This is a genomic window from Microbacterium sp. TPD7012 (assembly GCF_003075395.1).
Taxonomy (GTDB): domain Bacteria; phylum Actinomycetota; class Actinomycetes; order Actinomycetales; family Microbacteriaceae; genus Microbacterium.
In genome coordinates, this window is the sequence record NZ_QDFV01000001.1 from 645768 (window position 1) to 660569 (window position 14802).

Genomic DNA, 14802 nt, shown 5'->3' on the forward strand with positions numbered 1-14802 from the left:
TGTGACCAGGAAAAATTCAGGCTCAGCGATCGTGGACGACGTGACGAATCTGCCTCGCTGTGGAGGAAAAGTCCCGCCGCTCAGTTCGTCGCGGAGGTCCTCTGCTGTGCCCGTGCGGCGATCAGCACCAGCACCGGGACGACGGCGCACAGCGCGGCCGAGATGATCAGGGTCGTGCTCGATGCCGGGTCGCGGCCGATCAGCAGCACAAGGCTCGGGACGAACGTGCCGCCGATCGCGCCGCATGCCACCAGGGCGCCCGTCACCGCGGCGCTGCGCACCGCATCGAGCCGATCGAGCGCGAGCCCGAGGATGAGGCCGTAGCTCGGGGCGAGCAGGACGACGGATGCCGCGAGGGCGACGAGTGCGCCGACGGGGGTGTCGCCGACGAGCACTCCGGCCGTGGCCATCAGGCCCGCGGCCCCGATCGTGCCGGTGGCGAGGATCGCGACCGGTGGAACGGAAGCGCGGCGGAGGGCTGCCGCGACGAAGCGGCCCAGTGCCATCAGCGCCCAGAAGGCGGACGTGCCGAGGGCCGCGGCCGCGGGTTCGAGCGCCAGAGCCCGCTCGGGGATCACCGCCGACCATCCGGACAGCACGGTCTCGACGCCGACGTACAGCGGCAGGGCGACCGCGAACGGGAGCAGCGCCGTCAGCCCGCGCAGGTCTCGACGCGTCGGGGTGTCCGAGGCGGGTGTCGACGGCGCGCGCCCTCCGGCGAGCAGGACGATCGTCATGAGAGGGACGACGGCGAGGATGCTCAGCGCGGACAGAGCCCCGGTTCCGGCGGCCACGGCGAGAGGGGTGACGGCGGCGCAGACGGCCACGGTCCCCATGAGTGCGCTCAGCAGCCCGGTGGCGCTGCCGGTTGCTGCGGCCTTCGCCGCGACGGAACCGGCCGCTTCGACCAGACCGAACCCGAGTCCGGCCAGGGCTGCCGCAGCGATGAAGACCGCGGGGTGGCCCGCCCACGCCGCGGCGACGATCGCGCCGGCCTGGAGTGCGCTGCCGAGGATGAGTGCGGTCCGCGGAGGGCGCCGCACGAGCAGGGGGCCCGAGAGCAGCACGCCGACGAGGAGCCCGGCGAAGAGCGCGGGTACGGCGACGCTGAGCGTCGTCCCGATCGCCCGCTCGGCCGCCGGCAGCACCGCGGGGACGAAGGACGCCGTGACGCCGAGGCCCGCGAAGGCGGCGAAGAGCCCCGTGCGGTCGCGGCTGCTCGTCACGCGCCGCCCGCTCTGACGCGGTGCACGGCGGCGTAGGTGTCGCGGAGCGCCTCCATCGAGCGGTCGTAGTTCGACTGGGCGACGCCGATGAAGATGCAGTCGACGACCATGAGCTGGGCGATCCGGCTGCCGAGGGCCCCGGAGCGGAACCCGGTCTCCCTGGCCGCCGTGGTGAGCACGATGTCGGCCTGGTCGGCGAGGGGGGCTCCGGCGTGGTTCGTGATCGCGATCGTCGTCGCTCCCGCGCGGCGGGCGAGCAGGAGGAACTCGATCGTGTCGGTCGTCGAGCCGCTGTGCGAGACCGCGATCGCGACGTTGCCGGGACCGAGGGTGGCGGCCGATGTCCACGCGGCATGCGGGTCGGACCAGTCCAGGGCGGTCCGGCCGATGCGGGTGAGCTTGCGCTGCAGGTCGAGCCCGACGATCGAGCTCGCGCCGACACCGAAGATGTCGACCCTCGACGCGGAGGTGATCGCGTCGACGGCCGCGCGCAGCGCGTCGGTGTCGAGCACCTTGGCGGTGTCGGCCAGAGAAAGCGTCTCGGCGAGCGAGACCTTCGCGACGATGTCGGCGAGGGTGTCGTTGCGGTCGATGTCACCCGAGACGTCGGGAAGCGCGGCCGTGTCGAAGGTCTCGCGCTCGACGTCGCGCAGCACGTGGTTGCGCAGCTCGCGCACATGGTCGTAGCCGAGCCGCTTGCAGAAGCGCACGACCGAGGTGGTCGAGGTGTCGCAGCGCTGCGCCAGCTCGGCGATGGAGAGCCCTGCCGTCTCGGCGGGGCTCGCGAGGAAGAGGTCGGCGATCCGCTGCTCGCTGGGGCGCAGCTCGGGGCGGATCGCGCGCATGCGCACGAGAACAGGGTGCCCGCCGGCGTCGTCGAGGGCGGCGTGATGGGGCATGGAGGTCTCCGATCGATGTTTCATAACACTAGAGGAACTTCTGTTACATAAGAAGTGACTTTCGTGTACTTTTGGTACCACCAAGACCGACGATGTTCGCGGGCGAGCAGGCGCAAGCGCCTCCCCGACGCCACGGCGACGCGTCCCAGCCAGCAGGAGGAATCAGCAATGAGCACAGCACGGCGGGCGTCACTGGGCGCTCTCACCGCGACGGGAGCCATCCTCGCCCTCGTCATGACCGGGTGCTCCGCCCCGGCATCCGATCCGTCCCCCTCCGAGGGCGCAGCCGGCGGCGATCTCGTCATCGGCGTCACCAGCGACCCGGACACCCTGTTCCCCTGGAAGGCCACGCAGTTCCAGGCCGTCAACGTCCTGCAGAACCTCTACGGCACGCTCACCGAGTTCGACGAGGAGCTCAACGTCGTCCCCGGGCTCGCCGAGTCCTGGGACGTCTCGGAGGACGGGCTCACCGTCACCCTCAAGCTCCGTGAGGGCGTGACCTTCGCCGACGGCAGCACCTTCGGATCCGAGGACGTGAAGTACTCGCTCGACGCGATCGCCCTCGAGGCCACCGCCGCCGTGGCGCGCAGCTCGCTGGCCTCGGTCACGGCCGTCGAGGCGACCGATGAGACGACCGTCACCCTCACGCTCAGCGCACCCGACGCCGCGCTCCCCGCCAACCTCGCCGTGATCAACATGGCGATGCTGTCCTCGGACGACACCGAGGAGGCGCTGAATACCACGCCGAACGGCACCGGGCCCTTCGTCCTCGAAGACCGTGCGCCGAGCCAGTCGCTCACGCTCGCGAAGAACGACGACTACTGGGGCGACGCCGCGCTGCTCGACACCGTCGAGTTCCGCGTCATCCCGGACGAGTCCTCGATCGTCTCGGCGATGCAGTCCGGCAACGTCCAGCTCGCCGTGTTCGACGACCCGCTGGTCGCTCAGACCGCCGAGGGCGCGAACGTGGAGGTCGCGACCACGCCGCAGCTGAGCTACCACGCCCTGCAGCTGAACGCGACGCGCGGCGACCTCGCCGACGTCAACGTGCGTCTCGCGATCCAGTGCGCGATCGACCGCCAGGAAGTCCTCGACACCGCCGCCCTCGGCGAGGGCGAGGTCACGGGGCCGATCACCTCTCCCGCGTACAAGTCCGACCCCGACGCGCGCCCGTGCCCCGAGCGCGACCTCGACAAGGCGGCCGAGTACCTGAAGAAGGCGGGCAAGGAGGACGGCGTCACGATCAACGCGATCGTCTCGCAGGGCGAGTACGCCACCTCGGTGAACGAGGCGCAGAACCTCAAGGCCCAGCTCGCCGACGCCGACATCACCCTCGAGATCGAGGTGCTCGAGTCCGGTGCGTTCGTCGACCGCTGGATCGCCGCGGACTTCGATGCCGCCGTCGCCCTCAACGGCGGACGCCCCGACCCCGACGGCATGTACGGCCGGTACTTCACCAGCACCGGGAACCTGAACAAGGTCGCCGGCTACTCCTCGCCCGAGCTCGACGCGCTGTTCGCCGAGGGCCGTCAGACGGCGGATGCCGACGAGCGCAAGGAGATCTACGCGCAGGTCTCCGAGAACCTCGAGGACAACGCCGCGTGGATCTGGCTGTTCACCAGCTACACCTACACCGCGACGGCGTCGTCCGTCGACGGCTTCGTTCCGATGGTGAACGGCTCGCTGCAGTACCTGCGGACGACCTCCATCAAGTAGCGGACGGAGGCGGCGCCGGCGTACGACCGGCCGGCGCCGCCTCCTCCCCGACGACAGGCAGCCTCACACTCGCATGTTCAGACAGATCCTCCGCAACACCGTGCTGCGCCGCATCCTCGCAGCCCTCGGCACGCTCCTCGGCGTGGCCGTCTTCGTCTTCCTGATGCTGCGCGCCATCCCCGGCGACCAGATCAGCTCGGGCCTCGGCACCGAGGCCGCCGCTCTCACACCCGCGCAGCGCGCCGCGCTCGAGGCCTACTACGGTCTCGACCAGCCGCTGTTCGTGCAGTTCTTCTCGTGGCTCGGCAACATCTTCACCGGCAACCTCGGCTTCTCGTCGCGGGCGCAGACCAGCGTGCTCGACCTCACGCTCGCCGCCCTGCCGGTGACCTTCGAGCTCGCGATCTTCTCGATCGTGATCGCCCTCGCCATCGGCATCCCGCTGGGCATGCTCTCCGCCTCGAAGCCCGACTCGGTCCGCGACGGCTTCGGCCAGGTCGTCGGGCTCGCCGGGCTCTCGATCCCCGCGTTCCTGCTCGGCACCGCGCTCCTCGCGATCCTGGCCTCCTCGTTCGGGTTCAACCCCAACGGTCAGGGCTTCGTCACGCTGTTCCAGGACCCGCTGCTGAACCTCCAGCAGATGCTGCTCCCGTCGATCGTCCTCGGCTTCGGCATCGCCGCCCCGATCATGCGGACCACGCGCACCGCGGTGCTGGAGATCCGCGCCAACGACTTCATCCGCACCGCCCGGGCGAAGGGCGTGCCGCCGCGTCGCCTGCAGATCCGGCACGTGCTGCGCAACGCGCTCGTCCCCATCGTCACCATGACGGGCCTGCAGTTCGGCTACCTCCTCGGAGGTGCCGTCGTGGTCGAGCAGATCTTCTCGCTTCCCGGCATCGGCCGCCAGGTGCTCCTCGGCATCCAGCAGAAGGAGTACGCGCTCGTGCAGAGCACCGTGCTGGTGATCGCGCTCGCGTTCGTCATCGTCAACCTGCTCACCGACCTGCTCTACCGGGTCATCGATCCTCGGGTGCGTGCCGCATGACCGACATCTCTCAGACCCCCGCCCTCGCTCCCGGTGGCGGGCGCACGATGGAGCGCGTCCGGCTGCTGCTGCGCAGCAGGAGCGGTCTCACCGGGCTCATCATCGTCGTCCTCCTCGGTGTGCTCAGCATCGTCTCGGCATTCGGACTGCTGCCGTTCGACCCGCTCGCGCAGGACCCGCCGTCGCGCCTGCAGCCGCCCTCGGGCGTGCACTGGTTCGGCACCGATCAGTTCGGCCGCGACGTGTTCTCCCGCGTCGCCGCCGGCGTCGCGAACTCCGCCCTCATCTCCCTCGTCGCCGTCGCCTTCGCCACGGTCGTCGGCACGGTGTGCGGTCTCGTCGCCGGTTTCTACCGCGGCTTCTCCGACGGTGCCATCACGGCGGTCACGAACGTGCTGTTCGCGTTCCCGCCGCTGCTGCTCGCGCTCTCGCTGGCCTCGGTCTTCGAGCGCAACTGGTTCACAATCGCCGTCGCCATCGCGATCGTCTACGTGCCGATCTTCATCCGCGTGACCCGCGGTCCCGTGCTGTCGCTCCGCGAGGTCGAGTACGTCAAGGCCGCCAAGAGCACCGGGCAGAGCCGGATGGCCACGATGTTCCGTCACGTGCTTCCGAACATCACGTCGATCATCATCGTGCAGGTGACGCTCTCGCTCTCGTGGGCCGTGCTCACCGAGGCGTCGCTGAGCTTCCTCGGCCTGGGCACCCCGCCGCCGGCGCCGTCGCTCGGGTCGATGATCTTCGAGGCGCGCACGCTCGTGACGATCGCCCCCTGGACGATGATCGCCCCGGGTGTGATCGTGGTCCTGCTCGTCGTCGGTCTGAACCTGCTCGGCGACGGACTGCGCGACAGCCTCGACCCGCGGAACAGGGGGAAGCGATGACCCTGGAGGATCTCGGCGGACTCGCCACCGAGGCGAGCGACCCCCGGTACGCGGAACTCGACCGGATGAGCGTCGACCAGCTCGCGCAGACCATGAACGACGCGGATGCGACGGTGCCGGGCGCCGTGCAGCGGGCACTCCCGCAGATCGTGCCGGCCATCGAGGCGACCGCCGAGCACATGGCTCGCGGCGGTCGGCTCGTCTACGTGGGCGCCGGCACGCCGGGCCGCATCGGCGTCGTGGACGCCTCGGAGTGCCCGCCGACGTTCAGCACGCCGCCGGAGCTCGTCTTCGCGATCATGGCAGGCGGACCGGGAGCCATCGTGAACCCGGTCGAGGGCGCGGAGGACGACGCCGACGCCGGCAGCGCCGCGATCGACGAGGCGGGTATCGGCCCGCTCGACACCGTGATCGGCATCGCCTCCAGCGGACGCACGCCCTACGTGGTGGCCGCGATCCGGCGCGCGCGGGAGCGCGGCGCACTGACCGTCGGGCTGTCCTGCAACACCGGCACCGTGCTCAGTGCGGCGGCGGAGCACGGCATCGAGGTCGAGGTCGGCCCCGAGGTGCTCTCCGGGTCGACGCGTCTCAAGTCGGGTACCGCGCAGAAGCTGGTGCTCAACATGTTCTCGACCATCGTCATGGTGCGGAACGGCAAGGCCTACGGCAACCTCATGGTCGATCTGAAGGCGACCAACCACAAGCTCCGCGAGCGCGCCACCCGCATGGTGCAGTCGATCGCGGGCGTCGATCGGGATGCCGCGGTCGGCGCGCTCGAGACGGCGGGCTACGACGTGAAGATCGCGTCGATCATGCTCCGCCGGGGCGAGGACCTCGCCGCGGCCACCGCACGGATCACCGCCGCCGAGGGCCGGCTGCGGACAGCACTGGAGGAGAACTGATGCGCGTCCTGGGACTCATCTCCGGCACCTCGCACGACGGGATCGATGCATCGGTCGTGGACTTCACGATCGACGGCGATGGGTCGTCGACCCGGGGCGTCGACCTCCGCGGGAGCGTGCTCGCCTCGACGAGCGTCCCGTACACCCCCGAGCTGCGCGCCCGGCTGATCGCGGCGCTTCCGCCCGCGCAGACCACGCTCGCCGAGGTGGCCGAGCTCGACACGCTCATCGGGCAGGCGTTCGCCGAGGTCGCCGCCGACATCTCCGCCGAGGTCGGCGGCGTCGACGCGATCTGCTCGCACGGACAGACCGTGTACCACTGGGTCGACGGCGCGCATGCGCTCGGAACGCTGCAGATCGGACAGCCCGCCTGGATCGCCGAGCGGGTGGGCGTACCCGTCGTCTCCGACATCCGCATCCGCGACATCACGGCCGGCGGCCACGGCGCTCCGCTGGTCTCCTTCCTCGACGAGCTGCTGCTGCGCACACACGCCGGCGTCTCGGCCGCCCTGAACCTGGGCGGCATCTCGAACATGACCGTGGTGCGCCCCGACGGCCTCGTCGCGTACGACATCGGTCCGGCGAACGCGCTCGTCGACGCGGTCATCGTGGAGCACGGGCTCAACCCGCTCGGCTACGACTACGACGCCCGGATCGCGCGCACGGGCCGCGTGGACGACGCCCTGCTCGCGGCGCTGCTCGCCGACCCGTACTACGCGCTGACTCCGCCGAAGAGCACGGGCAAGGAGCACTTCCACCTCGGCTACGTGCGCGAGCACCTCGCGGCGCAGGGGCGCGAGATCGCGGTCGAAGACGTCGTGCGCACCCTCACCGAGCTCACGGTGCAGACCGTCGCCCGCGACGTGGCCGCGGCCGGCATCGAGTTCCTCGCGGTGTCGGGCGGCGGATGCCGCAATCCGCTGATCCTCGACGGACTCCGCCCCGCTCTGCCGGGCACGCGGGTCGTCCTCGCGGACGAGCTCGGCGCCCCGGCCGACAGCAAGGAGGCGATCCTCCTCGCGCTGATCGGCTGGTGCACGATGCACGGCGTCTCGGCCATCGTCCCCGGCGGGACCGGGGCCAGGGAGCCGCGCATCCTCGGCACGATCACCCCGGGCGCCGGCCCGCTCGTGATGCCGCAGCCGGTCTTCGGCATCGACTCCCTGAGCCTCGCGGAGGCCGCGGCATCGTGAACGTCGAGGTGCGCCCTGCGACCCCGGACGACCTGTCCGGGGTGCTCGGCGTGTTCCTGGGATGCTGGCGAGAGAGCTACCGCGGCATCCTGCCGGCATCCGCGATCGACGCCATGACCGATGAGCGCGCGGAGGCGCTGTGGCGACGGGTGCTGGCCGATCCGGTCGGCGAGGTGCTGGTGGCCGCGCGCGACGGCGAGGTCGTCGGTCTGACCCGCTACGCCGTGAGCGACGGCGAGGCGGCGGTGCACTCCCTGTACGTCTCGCCGCGCACGCACGGCGGCGGGGTCGGCACCGCGCTGCTGTCGGCCGCCGGCGAGGCGCTCCGCGCGGCCGGAGCGGATGCCGCCACTCTCTGGGTCTTCGCGGCGAACGCACCCTCCATCGGCTTCTACGAGTCCCGCGGCTGGCATGCCGACGGAGCGACCCGCACCCAGTCCGACTTCGGCGAGCCGGAGCAGCGGATGCGCAGGGAGTGGGCATGAGCGTCGTGGAGCGGATGCGCGTGCTGCGGGTGTCGTCGCCGCTGGTGCGGCCCTTCGTCACGGCGGTGCGCCGCACGGATCGCCTCGACGTCGTGCTCGTCGAGGCGACCGATGCGGACGGCCGCGTCGGCTGGGGCGAGGCGGCGGTGAGCTGGCGGGTCACGGGGGAGAGCCCGCAGAGCGTCGCCGCCGCCGTCGCCGGTCCGCTCGGCGACATCGTCGGCGGACGGGGAGCAGGGGACCCCGCGCTGGCCGACGACCTCGCGCGGGCGATCTGGGGGAATGCGGCCGCTCGCAGCGCGGTCGCCTGCGCGGTCGCGGATCTCGCCGCGCGGCAGCGGGGGCTGTCCGTCGCGGAGGCGCTTCTGGGGAACGGCGCGACGGCGCCGTCGCGCCTCCGCACGGACATGACGCTGTCGACCGCCGCCCCCGCGGAACTGGCGGAGCAGGCGATCGCGCACGTCGCGGCGGGGTTCGGCTGCCTCAAGATCAAGGCCTCGGCCGATCACGACACCGTGGCGGGGCTGCGGGCGGTCCGGGCGGCCGTCGGGGCTGAGGTGTCGCTGCGGATCGACGCGAACCAGGCGTGGGACGTCGCGACCGCGATCCGCATCATCCGCACCTGCGAAGACGAGGGACTCGGCATCGAGCTGGTCGAGCAGCCCGTCGCGGCGCCCGACATCGAGGGCCTTGCGGGGGTCACGGCCGCGGTCGGCACCCCGATCATGGCCGATGAGGCGGTGCGCACCGAGAGTGATGTCCGGGTGATCGCCGAACGCGGCGCCGCCGGCCTCGTCAACATCAAGCTCGCCAAGACCGGCGGGCCGGCCGAGGCCGTCGCCGCGGTCCGCGCCGCTCGGGAGCACGGACTCGGCGTCGTGTTCGGCTGCATGATGGAGTCGCCGGTCGGCGTCACCGCCACCGCGCACCTCGCCGCGGCCCTGGCCCCCGAGGTCGTGCACGACCTCGACGCGGCGCTCTGGCTCCAGCGGTCGCCCGTCACGGGCGGCATCCGTTCCGAGGCTGACGTGCTCATGCTCGGAGACGGGTGCGGTCTCGGCATCGACGCGCTCGCGTCCGACGCCGACGCCGATGTCCTCGCCGACATCCGGGTCCACCAGGGGGTGTGCGCATGAGCGCCGCGCAGGCCGTCGAGGCCGTGATGGCAGAGCGCTCCGCTCCGGCCGGGGTCGTGGTCGGCATCACGTCGCCCGCTGGACGCGACGTGGCCGCGGGCGGTCGTGCCGACCTCGCGGGAACGCCGATGACGGTGGAGACCGCCTTCGACATCGCCTCCGTCACCAAGGTGGCCGCGACCACGACGGCTCTTCTCGGGCTGGTCGGCCGCGGCGAGCTCCGGTTCGACGACCTCGTCTCGCGGTTCCTCCCGGGCACCGCGTGCGCGCCGCAGACGACACTCCGCCACCTGCTGCAGCATCGTGCCGGTCTCTGGGAATGGCAGCCGCTCTACCTGGACCCGCGGGACCCGGTCGCCGCCATGGATGCCCTGCCCCTGCGCTACGGACTCGACGAGGGGCGCCACTACTCCGATCTCGGCTTCCTGCTGCTCGGCCGCATCGTCGCCGCCGTCACGGGCATGCCGCTCGACGCCGCGGTCCGCGAGCTCGTGACCGCGCCGCTCGGACTCGACCGCACGGGCTTCGGGCCCGTGGCGCCGCCGGTCGCCTCGACCGCGGTCGGCGACATCGCGGAGCGCCGCATGGTCGCCACCGGAGAGCCCTACCCGATCCTCACCTCGCGTCGCCATTTCGCCTGGCGCGAGGAGGAGATCACCGGTGCGGCGAATGACGGCAACTGCTTCCACGCCTTCGGCGGGATCGCCGGGCACGCGGGACTCTTCAGCACCGCCGACGACCTGCTCGCCTTCGGCGCCGCCCTCGCCGCTCCCGGGCAGCACGCCGATCTGTGGAATCCGGATGCCGTCGCCGACCTGTTCCGCGACGGACCCGACCCCGGCCAGGCGCTCGGCTGGCGCAGCGACACGGTGCGGGTCGACGGCCACGAGCAGCGGATGCTGTGGCACCCCGGCTTCACCGGCTGCGCCCTCGGCATCATCCCCGGCGCATCGACCGCCGTCGTGATGCTCGGCAACCGCCTCCTCGCGGCCGAGCCTGCCACGACAGAGACCCTGTGGCGATCGGCGCTCCCCGCACTCCTGGGCGACCAGGCATCCCGTGACACCGCGACTTCCCGTGAAACCGAAGGAACGAGAACACCATGAGCAACACCGAGCCCGTGCTGAGCATCAAGGGCCTCGCGGTCGCCTTCCGGACCGGCTCCGAGCTGGTCACCGCGATCAGCGACGTCAGCATCGACGTCGCCGCGGGAGAGACGGTCGCCGTGGTGGGCGAGTCCGGATCCGGGAAGTCCACGACGGCCGCGGCCGTCAACCGGCTCCTCCCGGACAACGGGGTGATCACCGCCGGCAGCATCCGCTTCGACGGGCGCGAGCTCACCGAGCTGGGCGAGAACGCGATGATCTCGCTGCGCGGCGCGGGGATCGGCCTCGTCCCGCAGGACCCGATGTCGAACCTCGACCCGCTCATGCGGGTCGGAGATCAGATAGGCGAGGCTCTCGAGGTGCACGGCCGCACCACGGGCGACGCCACGACGGCCCGCGTCGTCGAGCTGCTCGAGATGGTGGGGATCGCGGATGCCGCGAACCGCGCGCGCCAGTACCCGCACGAGTTCTCCGGCGGCATGCGCCAGCGCGTGCTGATCGCCATGGGGCTCGCCTGCACGCCCCGGCTGCTCATCGCCGACGAGCCGACCTCCGCGCTGGACGTCACCGTGCAGCGCCGCATCCTCGATCAGCTCGACGAGCTGACCGACGAGCTCGGCACGGCCGTCTTCCTCATCACGCACGACCTGGCGCTCGCCGCGGAGCGGGCGGACCGCATCGTCGTGATGTTCCGCGGGAAGATCGTCGAAGAGGGCACCTCCGCGGAGGTGCTCGGCAACCCGCAGCACGAGTACACCCGGCAGCTCCTCGCCGCAGCCCCCAGCCTCGCGTCGCGCCGCGATCCGCTCCCGCTCCGCGAGACGGTCGCGTCGGAGACGCCGTTCGTCGAGGTGCGCGACCTCCGCAAGGAGTTCGCGCTGCGCTCGCCGAAGCCGGGGGAGCCGCAGACCTTCACCGCCGTCGACGGCGTGAGCTTCTCGATCCGCCGCGGCACGACCGTGTCGATCGTGGGGGAGTCGGGCTCGGGCAAGTCGACGACCGCGAACATGGTGCTGGGACTCGAGGACGTCACTTCGGGATCGATCCTGTTCGACGGTCTCGACCTGACCGGTCTGCGGCGCAAGGAGCTCTTCGCCCTGCGGCGGCGCGTCCAGCCGGTGTTCCAGAACCCCTACGCGTCGCTCGACCCGCGGTACACGGTCGAGCAGTCGATCGCGGAACCGCTGCGCGTGCACCGCATCGGCACCGCGGCCACCCGGCACGCCCGCGTGCTCGAGCTCCTGGAGCAGGTCGCCCTTCCCGCGGCCATGGCCGAGCGCCTGCCGCACGAGCTGTCCGGCGGACAGCGGCAGCGCGTGGCCATCGCCCGGGCGCTCGCTCTCGAGCCGGAGCTCGTGGTCCTCGACGAGGCGGTGTCGGCCCTCGACGTGCTCGTTCAGGCGCAGATCCTCGACCTGCTCGCCGACCTGCAGCGCCGCCTCGGGCTCAGCTACCTGTTCATCAGCCATGACCTCGCGGTCGTGCGGATGATCTCCGACGAGGTGCACGTCATGCAGCGCGGCGTCGTCGTGGAGAGCGGAAGGCCGGAGCGCATCTTCGACGATCCGCAGCATCCGTACACGAAGGAGCTGCTGGCGGCGATCCCGGGGGCCTCGCTCGCCTCCTGAGCGCTGCGGTCAGCGCTTCCGGTCGTCCTCGTCCCAGGGGCCTTCCCACCAGTTGCCGCCCCCGCCCTCGTCCGACCCGCCGCGGCGACGGGAGCGCACGAACTGCACGATGATCACCGTCAGCGAGCTGAGCAGGATCAGGAAGACGACGAGGAACAGCACGTCGCTCTGGTTCATGGACGCTTCCCCTCCGCGGCATCCGCCACGATCTTCGCGATCCGGGCGGACCGCGTCTCGGGCCGCTTCGCCATCGCGATGTGCGTGAGGCCGAACTTCTTGACCGACTTCGGGAACGCGTCCCAGTTCTCGCGCGCCGCGGGCACGGCGTCGAGCGCTGCCGCGAACTCGTCGGGCTCGATCCCGGCCTCCGGCCCGTCGAGCACCGTCCAGGACCCGTTCGCCTTCGCGACCTCCAGGACGCGGATGCCGGCCGGCGCGAGCAGCCCCTCCGCTTCGAGCAGGGCGATGCGCGCCTTGTTGGTCGCCGCCCATCCGCTGCCGGGGCGGCGCGGCGAGAACCACTGCCCGTTGGCGCGGTCGTCGCCTCCCTCGTCGAAGACGCGCACCGGGCCGTCGATCCATCCGAAGCAGAGCGCCTGCCGCACGGCATCCTCGTAGCCGACGCCGCCGGAGTCCGTGCCACGCACGCTCAGGAGCCAGACGCCGGCCGCGCGTTCGTGGTTCTCCTCGAGCCAGGCGCGCCACGCGGCGGCATCCGCCGCGCGGATCCGTTCGCCCTCGTCAAGCGCGCCCACGGGTCACTTCTTGGTCTTGACCGTCGTGATCGTGTCGGTGATCCGCGGCAGCAGGTCGGCGACCGACTGCACGATCTCGTCGGGGCGGAACGGATACTTCTCGATCTCGGCCTGGTCGCTGATGCCGGTGAGCACCAGCACGGTGTGCAGGCCCGCCTCGATGCCGGCGACCACGTCGGTGTCCATGCGGTCGCCGATCATGCCGGTGCGCTTCGAGTGCGCGCCGATCTTGTTCAGAGCGGAGCGGAACATCATCGGGTTCGGCTTGCCGACGACGTACGGCTCCTTGCCGGTGGCCTTCGTGATGAGGGCGGCGATCGCACCCGTCGCGGGTAGCGGGCCGTCGGCGCTCGGGCCCGTGGCATCCGGGTTCGTCACGATGAAGCGCGCGCCGCCGATGATGAGACGGATGGCCTTCGTGATGGCCTCGAACGAGTAGTTGCGCGTCTCGCCGACGACGACGAAGTCGGGGTTCGTCTCGGTCATGATGAAGCCGGCGTCGTGCAGGGCGGTGAGGATGCCGGCCTCGCCGATCACGAACGCCGAGCCGCCGGGGAGCTGCTGCTGCAGGAACGACGCGGTCGCGAGGGCCGAGGTCCAGATCCGTTCCTCCGGCACATGCAGTCCGCTCGTGCGGAGGCGGGCGGAGAGGTCGCGGGCGGTGAAGATCGAGTTGTTCGTGAGCACCAGGTACGGGATGCCGGCGCTCTCCCAGCCGGCGAGCAGCTCGGAGGCTCCGGGGATGGCGTCGTTCTCATGGACGAGCACGCCGTCCATGTCGGTGAGCCAGCATTCGATGTCGTCTCGTTGGGCCATGTGCCCAGCCTAGAGGGAGGGGGTGACCGCCGGAGGTCTGATGTCGGCGTTCTAGGCCGAGAGCCAGACCACGTCGGCGCTGCCGTCCGGAAGCGCGGTGTCCGCGCCGTCCAGGCGCACGCCGGCGACGGTCACGTCGAGGGTGGCGCCGATCTCGACGCCCGCACCCTCCAGTGCGCGCAGCAGGTCCGGATCGCGGTCGTCCACCCGGAGCACGCGGCCGACGTGCCCGATCTCCGCATCCGCCAGCAGGACGAAGGGCTCGCGCTCGACCGCTCCGGAGGCATCGGGGATCGCGTCGCCGTGCGGGTCGAACCGCGGGCGGCCCAGACGTTCGTCGATGCCCTCGAGCAGCCGGTCGCTGATGGTGTGCTCGAGCACCTCGGCCTCGTCGTGCACCTCGTCCCAGCCGTAGTCGAACTCGCGCACGAGCCACGTCTCGATCAGGCGGTGGCGGCGCACCATCGCGAGGGCGCGCTGCGTTCCGGCATCCGTCAGCCGCACGGCGCCGTACGGGACGTGCGAGACGAGACCTGCGGCCGCGAGCTTCTTCACCATCTCGGTGACCGAGGAGGGGGCGATGCCGAGCTTCCCCGCGAGGACCGACGGGGTGATCGGGGCGTCCTGCCATTCGGTGTGGGCGTAGACGGTCTTCAGGTAGTCGTCTGCTGCGGGGGAAGCCACGGGAGTCAGTCTAAATCAGGGGTCAGTTCGCGACCGCGACCAGCACGCCCCAGGCGACCTGCCCCGCGAAGAAGATGACGAGGAACCCGAGGAGCGCCGCCGCCAGCGACAGGCGTCCGTCGTAGTCGGAGACCTGGGCGATGCCGATCCGGCGCGCGCGGAACGACAGCACGAGCGTCGCGATGCCGAGCGCGAGCTGCACCCACGGCCCGCCGACCGGCAGCACCTGCGGGAATGCGATCAGCAGGGCGCCGATCACGCCGGCGGCGAGTCCGCTCCAGCTGAGGAGGCGGACGTTGCGGCGGGCGGTGTCGGCGGACATGACAT

General features: G+C 71.4%; 16 protein-coding genes. 9 read left to right on the forward strand and 7 right to left on the reverse strand.

Annotation, left to right across the window (positions count from 1 at the left end):
- Positions 1 to 80 precede the first annotated feature (80 nt).
- Both DC434_RS03070 and DC434_RS03075 read right to left on the reverse strand, forming a co-directional pair.
- A complete protein-coding gene (locus tag DC434_RS03070; RefSeq protein ID WP_116633779.1) occupies positions 81 to 1226 on the reverse strand; it encodes a hypothetical protein in 1146 nt (381 codons plus the stop codon).
- Complete coding sequence (locus tag DC434_RS03075; RefSeq protein WP_116633780.1) at positions 1223 to 2125, reverse strand: MurR/RpiR family transcriptional regulator; 903 nt, start codon at positions 2123 to 2125, stop codon at positions 1223 to 1225. Before DC434_RS03075 ends, DC434_RS03070 begins: the two co-directional genes overlap by 4 nt.
- A 168-nt stretch (positions 2126 to 2293) precedes the next feature.
- Here DC434_RS03075 and DC434_RS03080 point away from each other — a divergent pair, with 168 nt between their 5' ends.
- From DC434_RS03080 to DC434_RS03120, 9 genes are all read left to right on the forward strand, one after another.
- On the forward strand, positions 2294 to 3841 hold the full coding sequence (locus DC434_RS03080; protein WP_116633781.1) for an ABC transporter substrate-binding protein: 1548 nt from the start codon (positions 2294 to 2296) through the stop codon (positions 3839 to 3841).
- Positions 3842 to 3914: 73 nt separating this feature from the next.
- Positions 3915 to 4886 carry an ABC transporter permease gene (locus DC434_RS03085; RefSeq protein WP_116633782.1) on the forward strand — a complete coding sequence of 324 codons (972 nt, stop codon included), beginning with the start codon at positions 3915 to 3917 and terminating at the stop codon, positions 4884 to 4886.
- Positions 4883 to 5770 carry an ABC transporter permease gene (locus DC434_RS03090; protein WP_116633783.1) on the forward strand — a complete coding sequence of 296 codons (888 nt, stop codon included), beginning with the start codon at positions 4883 to 4885 and terminating at the stop codon, positions 5768 to 5770. Before DC434_RS03085 ends, DC434_RS03090 begins: the two co-directional genes overlap by 4 nt.
- Positions 5767 to 6672: an N-acetylmuramic acid 6-phosphate etherase gene (murQ, locus tag DC434_RS03095; RefSeq protein ID WP_116633784.1), complete on the forward strand. Its 906-nt coding sequence runs from the start codon at positions 5767 to 5769 to the stop codon at positions 6670 to 6672. Before DC434_RS03090 ends, murQ begins: the two co-directional genes overlap by 4 nt.
- Positions 6672 to 7865 carry an anhydro-N-acetylmuramic acid kinase gene (locus DC434_RS03100; RefSeq protein WP_116633785.1) on the forward strand — a complete coding sequence of 398 codons (1194 nt, stop codon included), beginning with the start codon at positions 6672 to 6674 and terminating at the stop codon, positions 7863 to 7865. The genes murQ and DC434_RS03100 overlap by 1 nt, the downstream gene beginning before the upstream one ends.
- A complete protein-coding gene (locus tag DC434_RS03105) occupies positions 7862 to 8350 on the forward strand; it encodes a GNAT family N-acetyltransferase (protein ID WP_116633786.1) in 489 nt (162 codons plus the stop codon). The genes DC434_RS03100 and DC434_RS03105 overlap by 4 nt, the downstream gene beginning before the upstream one ends.
- Entirely contained in the window at positions 8347 to 9486 is a 1140-nt protein-coding gene (locus tag DC434_RS03110) for an enolase C-terminal domain-like protein (RefSeq protein WP_207769881.1), read from the forward strand. The genes DC434_RS03105 and DC434_RS03110 overlap by 4 nt, the downstream gene beginning before the upstream one ends.
- Complete coding sequence (locus DC434_RS03115; protein ID WP_133192769.1) at positions 9483 to 10592, forward strand: serine hydrolase domain-containing protein; 1110 nt, start codon at positions 9483 to 9485, stop codon at positions 10590 to 10592. The genes DC434_RS03110 and DC434_RS03115 overlap by 4 nt, the downstream gene beginning before the upstream one ends.
- Entirely contained in the window at positions 10589 to 12220 is a 1632-nt protein-coding gene (locus DC434_RS03120; RefSeq protein WP_116633788.1) for an ABC transporter ATP-binding protein, read from the forward strand. Before DC434_RS03115 ends, DC434_RS03120 begins: the two co-directional genes overlap by 4 nt.
- 9 nt (positions 12221 to 12229) lie before the next feature.
- Here the strand turns inward: DC434_RS03120 and DC434_RS20065 are convergent, their stop codons facing one another.
- The 5 genes from DC434_RS20065 to DC434_RS03140 are packed head-to-tail and all read right to left on the reverse strand — an operon-like array spanning position 12230 to position 14797.
- A complete protein-coding gene (locus DC434_RS20065) occupies positions 12230 to 12397 on the reverse strand; it encodes a hypothetical protein (RefSeq protein ID WP_165807979.1) in 168 nt (55 codons plus the stop codon).
- Positions 12394 to 12975: a YdeI/OmpD-associated family protein gene (locus tag DC434_RS03125; protein ID WP_116633789.1), complete on the reverse strand. Its 582-nt coding sequence runs from the start codon at positions 12973 to 12975 to the stop codon at positions 12394 to 12396. The genes DC434_RS20065 and DC434_RS03125 overlap by 4 nt, the downstream gene beginning before the upstream one ends.
- 3 nt (positions 12976 to 12978) lie before the next feature.
- Positions 12979 to 13791 (reverse strand): HAD-IIA family hydrolase, encoded by an 813-nt coding sequence (locus DC434_RS03130; protein ID WP_116633790.1) that lies wholly within the window; start codon positions 13789 to 13791, stop codon positions 12979 to 12981.
- 51 nt (positions 13792 to 13842) lie between these two features.
- Positions 13843 to 14475, reverse strand: a complete 633-nt coding sequence (locus tag DC434_RS03135) for a metal-dependent transcriptional regulator (protein ID WP_116633791.1) — start codon at positions 14473 to 14475, stop codon at positions 13843 to 13845.
- Between the two features lie 22 nt (positions 14476 to 14497).
- Positions 14498 to 14797: a hypothetical protein gene (locus DC434_RS03140; RefSeq protein ID WP_116633792.1), complete on the reverse strand. Its 300-nt coding sequence runs from the start codon at positions 14795 to 14797 to the stop codon at positions 14498 to 14500.
- Positions 14798 to 14802 lie beyond the last annotated feature (5 nt).

Coding starts and splice junctions, on each gene's coding strand:
- DC434_RS03075 (WP_116633780.1), bottom strand. CDS start 2,125: ATGCCCCATCACGCCGCCCTCGACGACGCCGGCGGGCACCCTGTTCTC.
- DC434_RS03080 (WP_116633781.1), top strand. CDS start 2,294: ATGAGCACAGCACGGCGGGCGTCACTGGGCGCTCTCACCGCGACGGGA.
- DC434_RS03085 (WP_116633782.1), top strand. CDS start 3,915: ATGTTCAGACAGATCCTCCGCAACACCGTGCTGCGCCGCATCCTCGCA.
- DC434_RS03090 (WP_116633783.1), top strand. CDS start 4,883: ATGACCGACATCTCTCAGACCCCCGCCCTCGCTCCCGGTGGCGGGCGC.
- murQ (WP_116633784.1), top strand. CDS start 5,767: ATGACCCTGGAGGATCTCGGCGGACTCGCCACCGAGGCGAGCGACCCC.
- DC434_RS03100 (WP_116633785.1), top strand. CDS start 6,672: ATGCGCGTCCTGGGACTCATCTCCGGCACCTCGCACGACGGGATCGAT.
- DC434_RS03110 (WP_207769881.1), top strand. CDS start 8,347: ATGAGCGTCGTGGAGCGGATGCGCGTGCTGCGGGTGTCGTCGCCGCTG.
- DC434_RS03115 (WP_133192769.1), top strand. CDS start 9,483: ATGAGCGCCGCGCAGGCCGTCGAGGCCGTGATGGCAGAGCGCTCCGCT.
- DC434_RS03120 (WP_116633788.1), top strand. CDS start 10,589: ATGAGCAACACCGAGCCCGTGCTGAGCATCAAGGGCCTCGCGGTCGCC.
- DC434_RS20065 (WP_165807979.1), bottom strand. CDS start 12,397: ATGAACCAGAGCGACGTGCTGTTCCTCGTCGTCTTCCTGATCCTGCTC.
- DC434_RS03130 (WP_116633790.1), bottom strand. CDS start 13,791: ATGGCCCAACGAGACGACATCGAATGCTGGCTCACCGACATGGACGGC.
- DC434_RS03140 (WP_116633792.1), bottom strand. CDS start 14,797: ATGTCCGCCGACACCGCCCGCCGCAACGTCCGCCTCCTCAGCTGGAGC.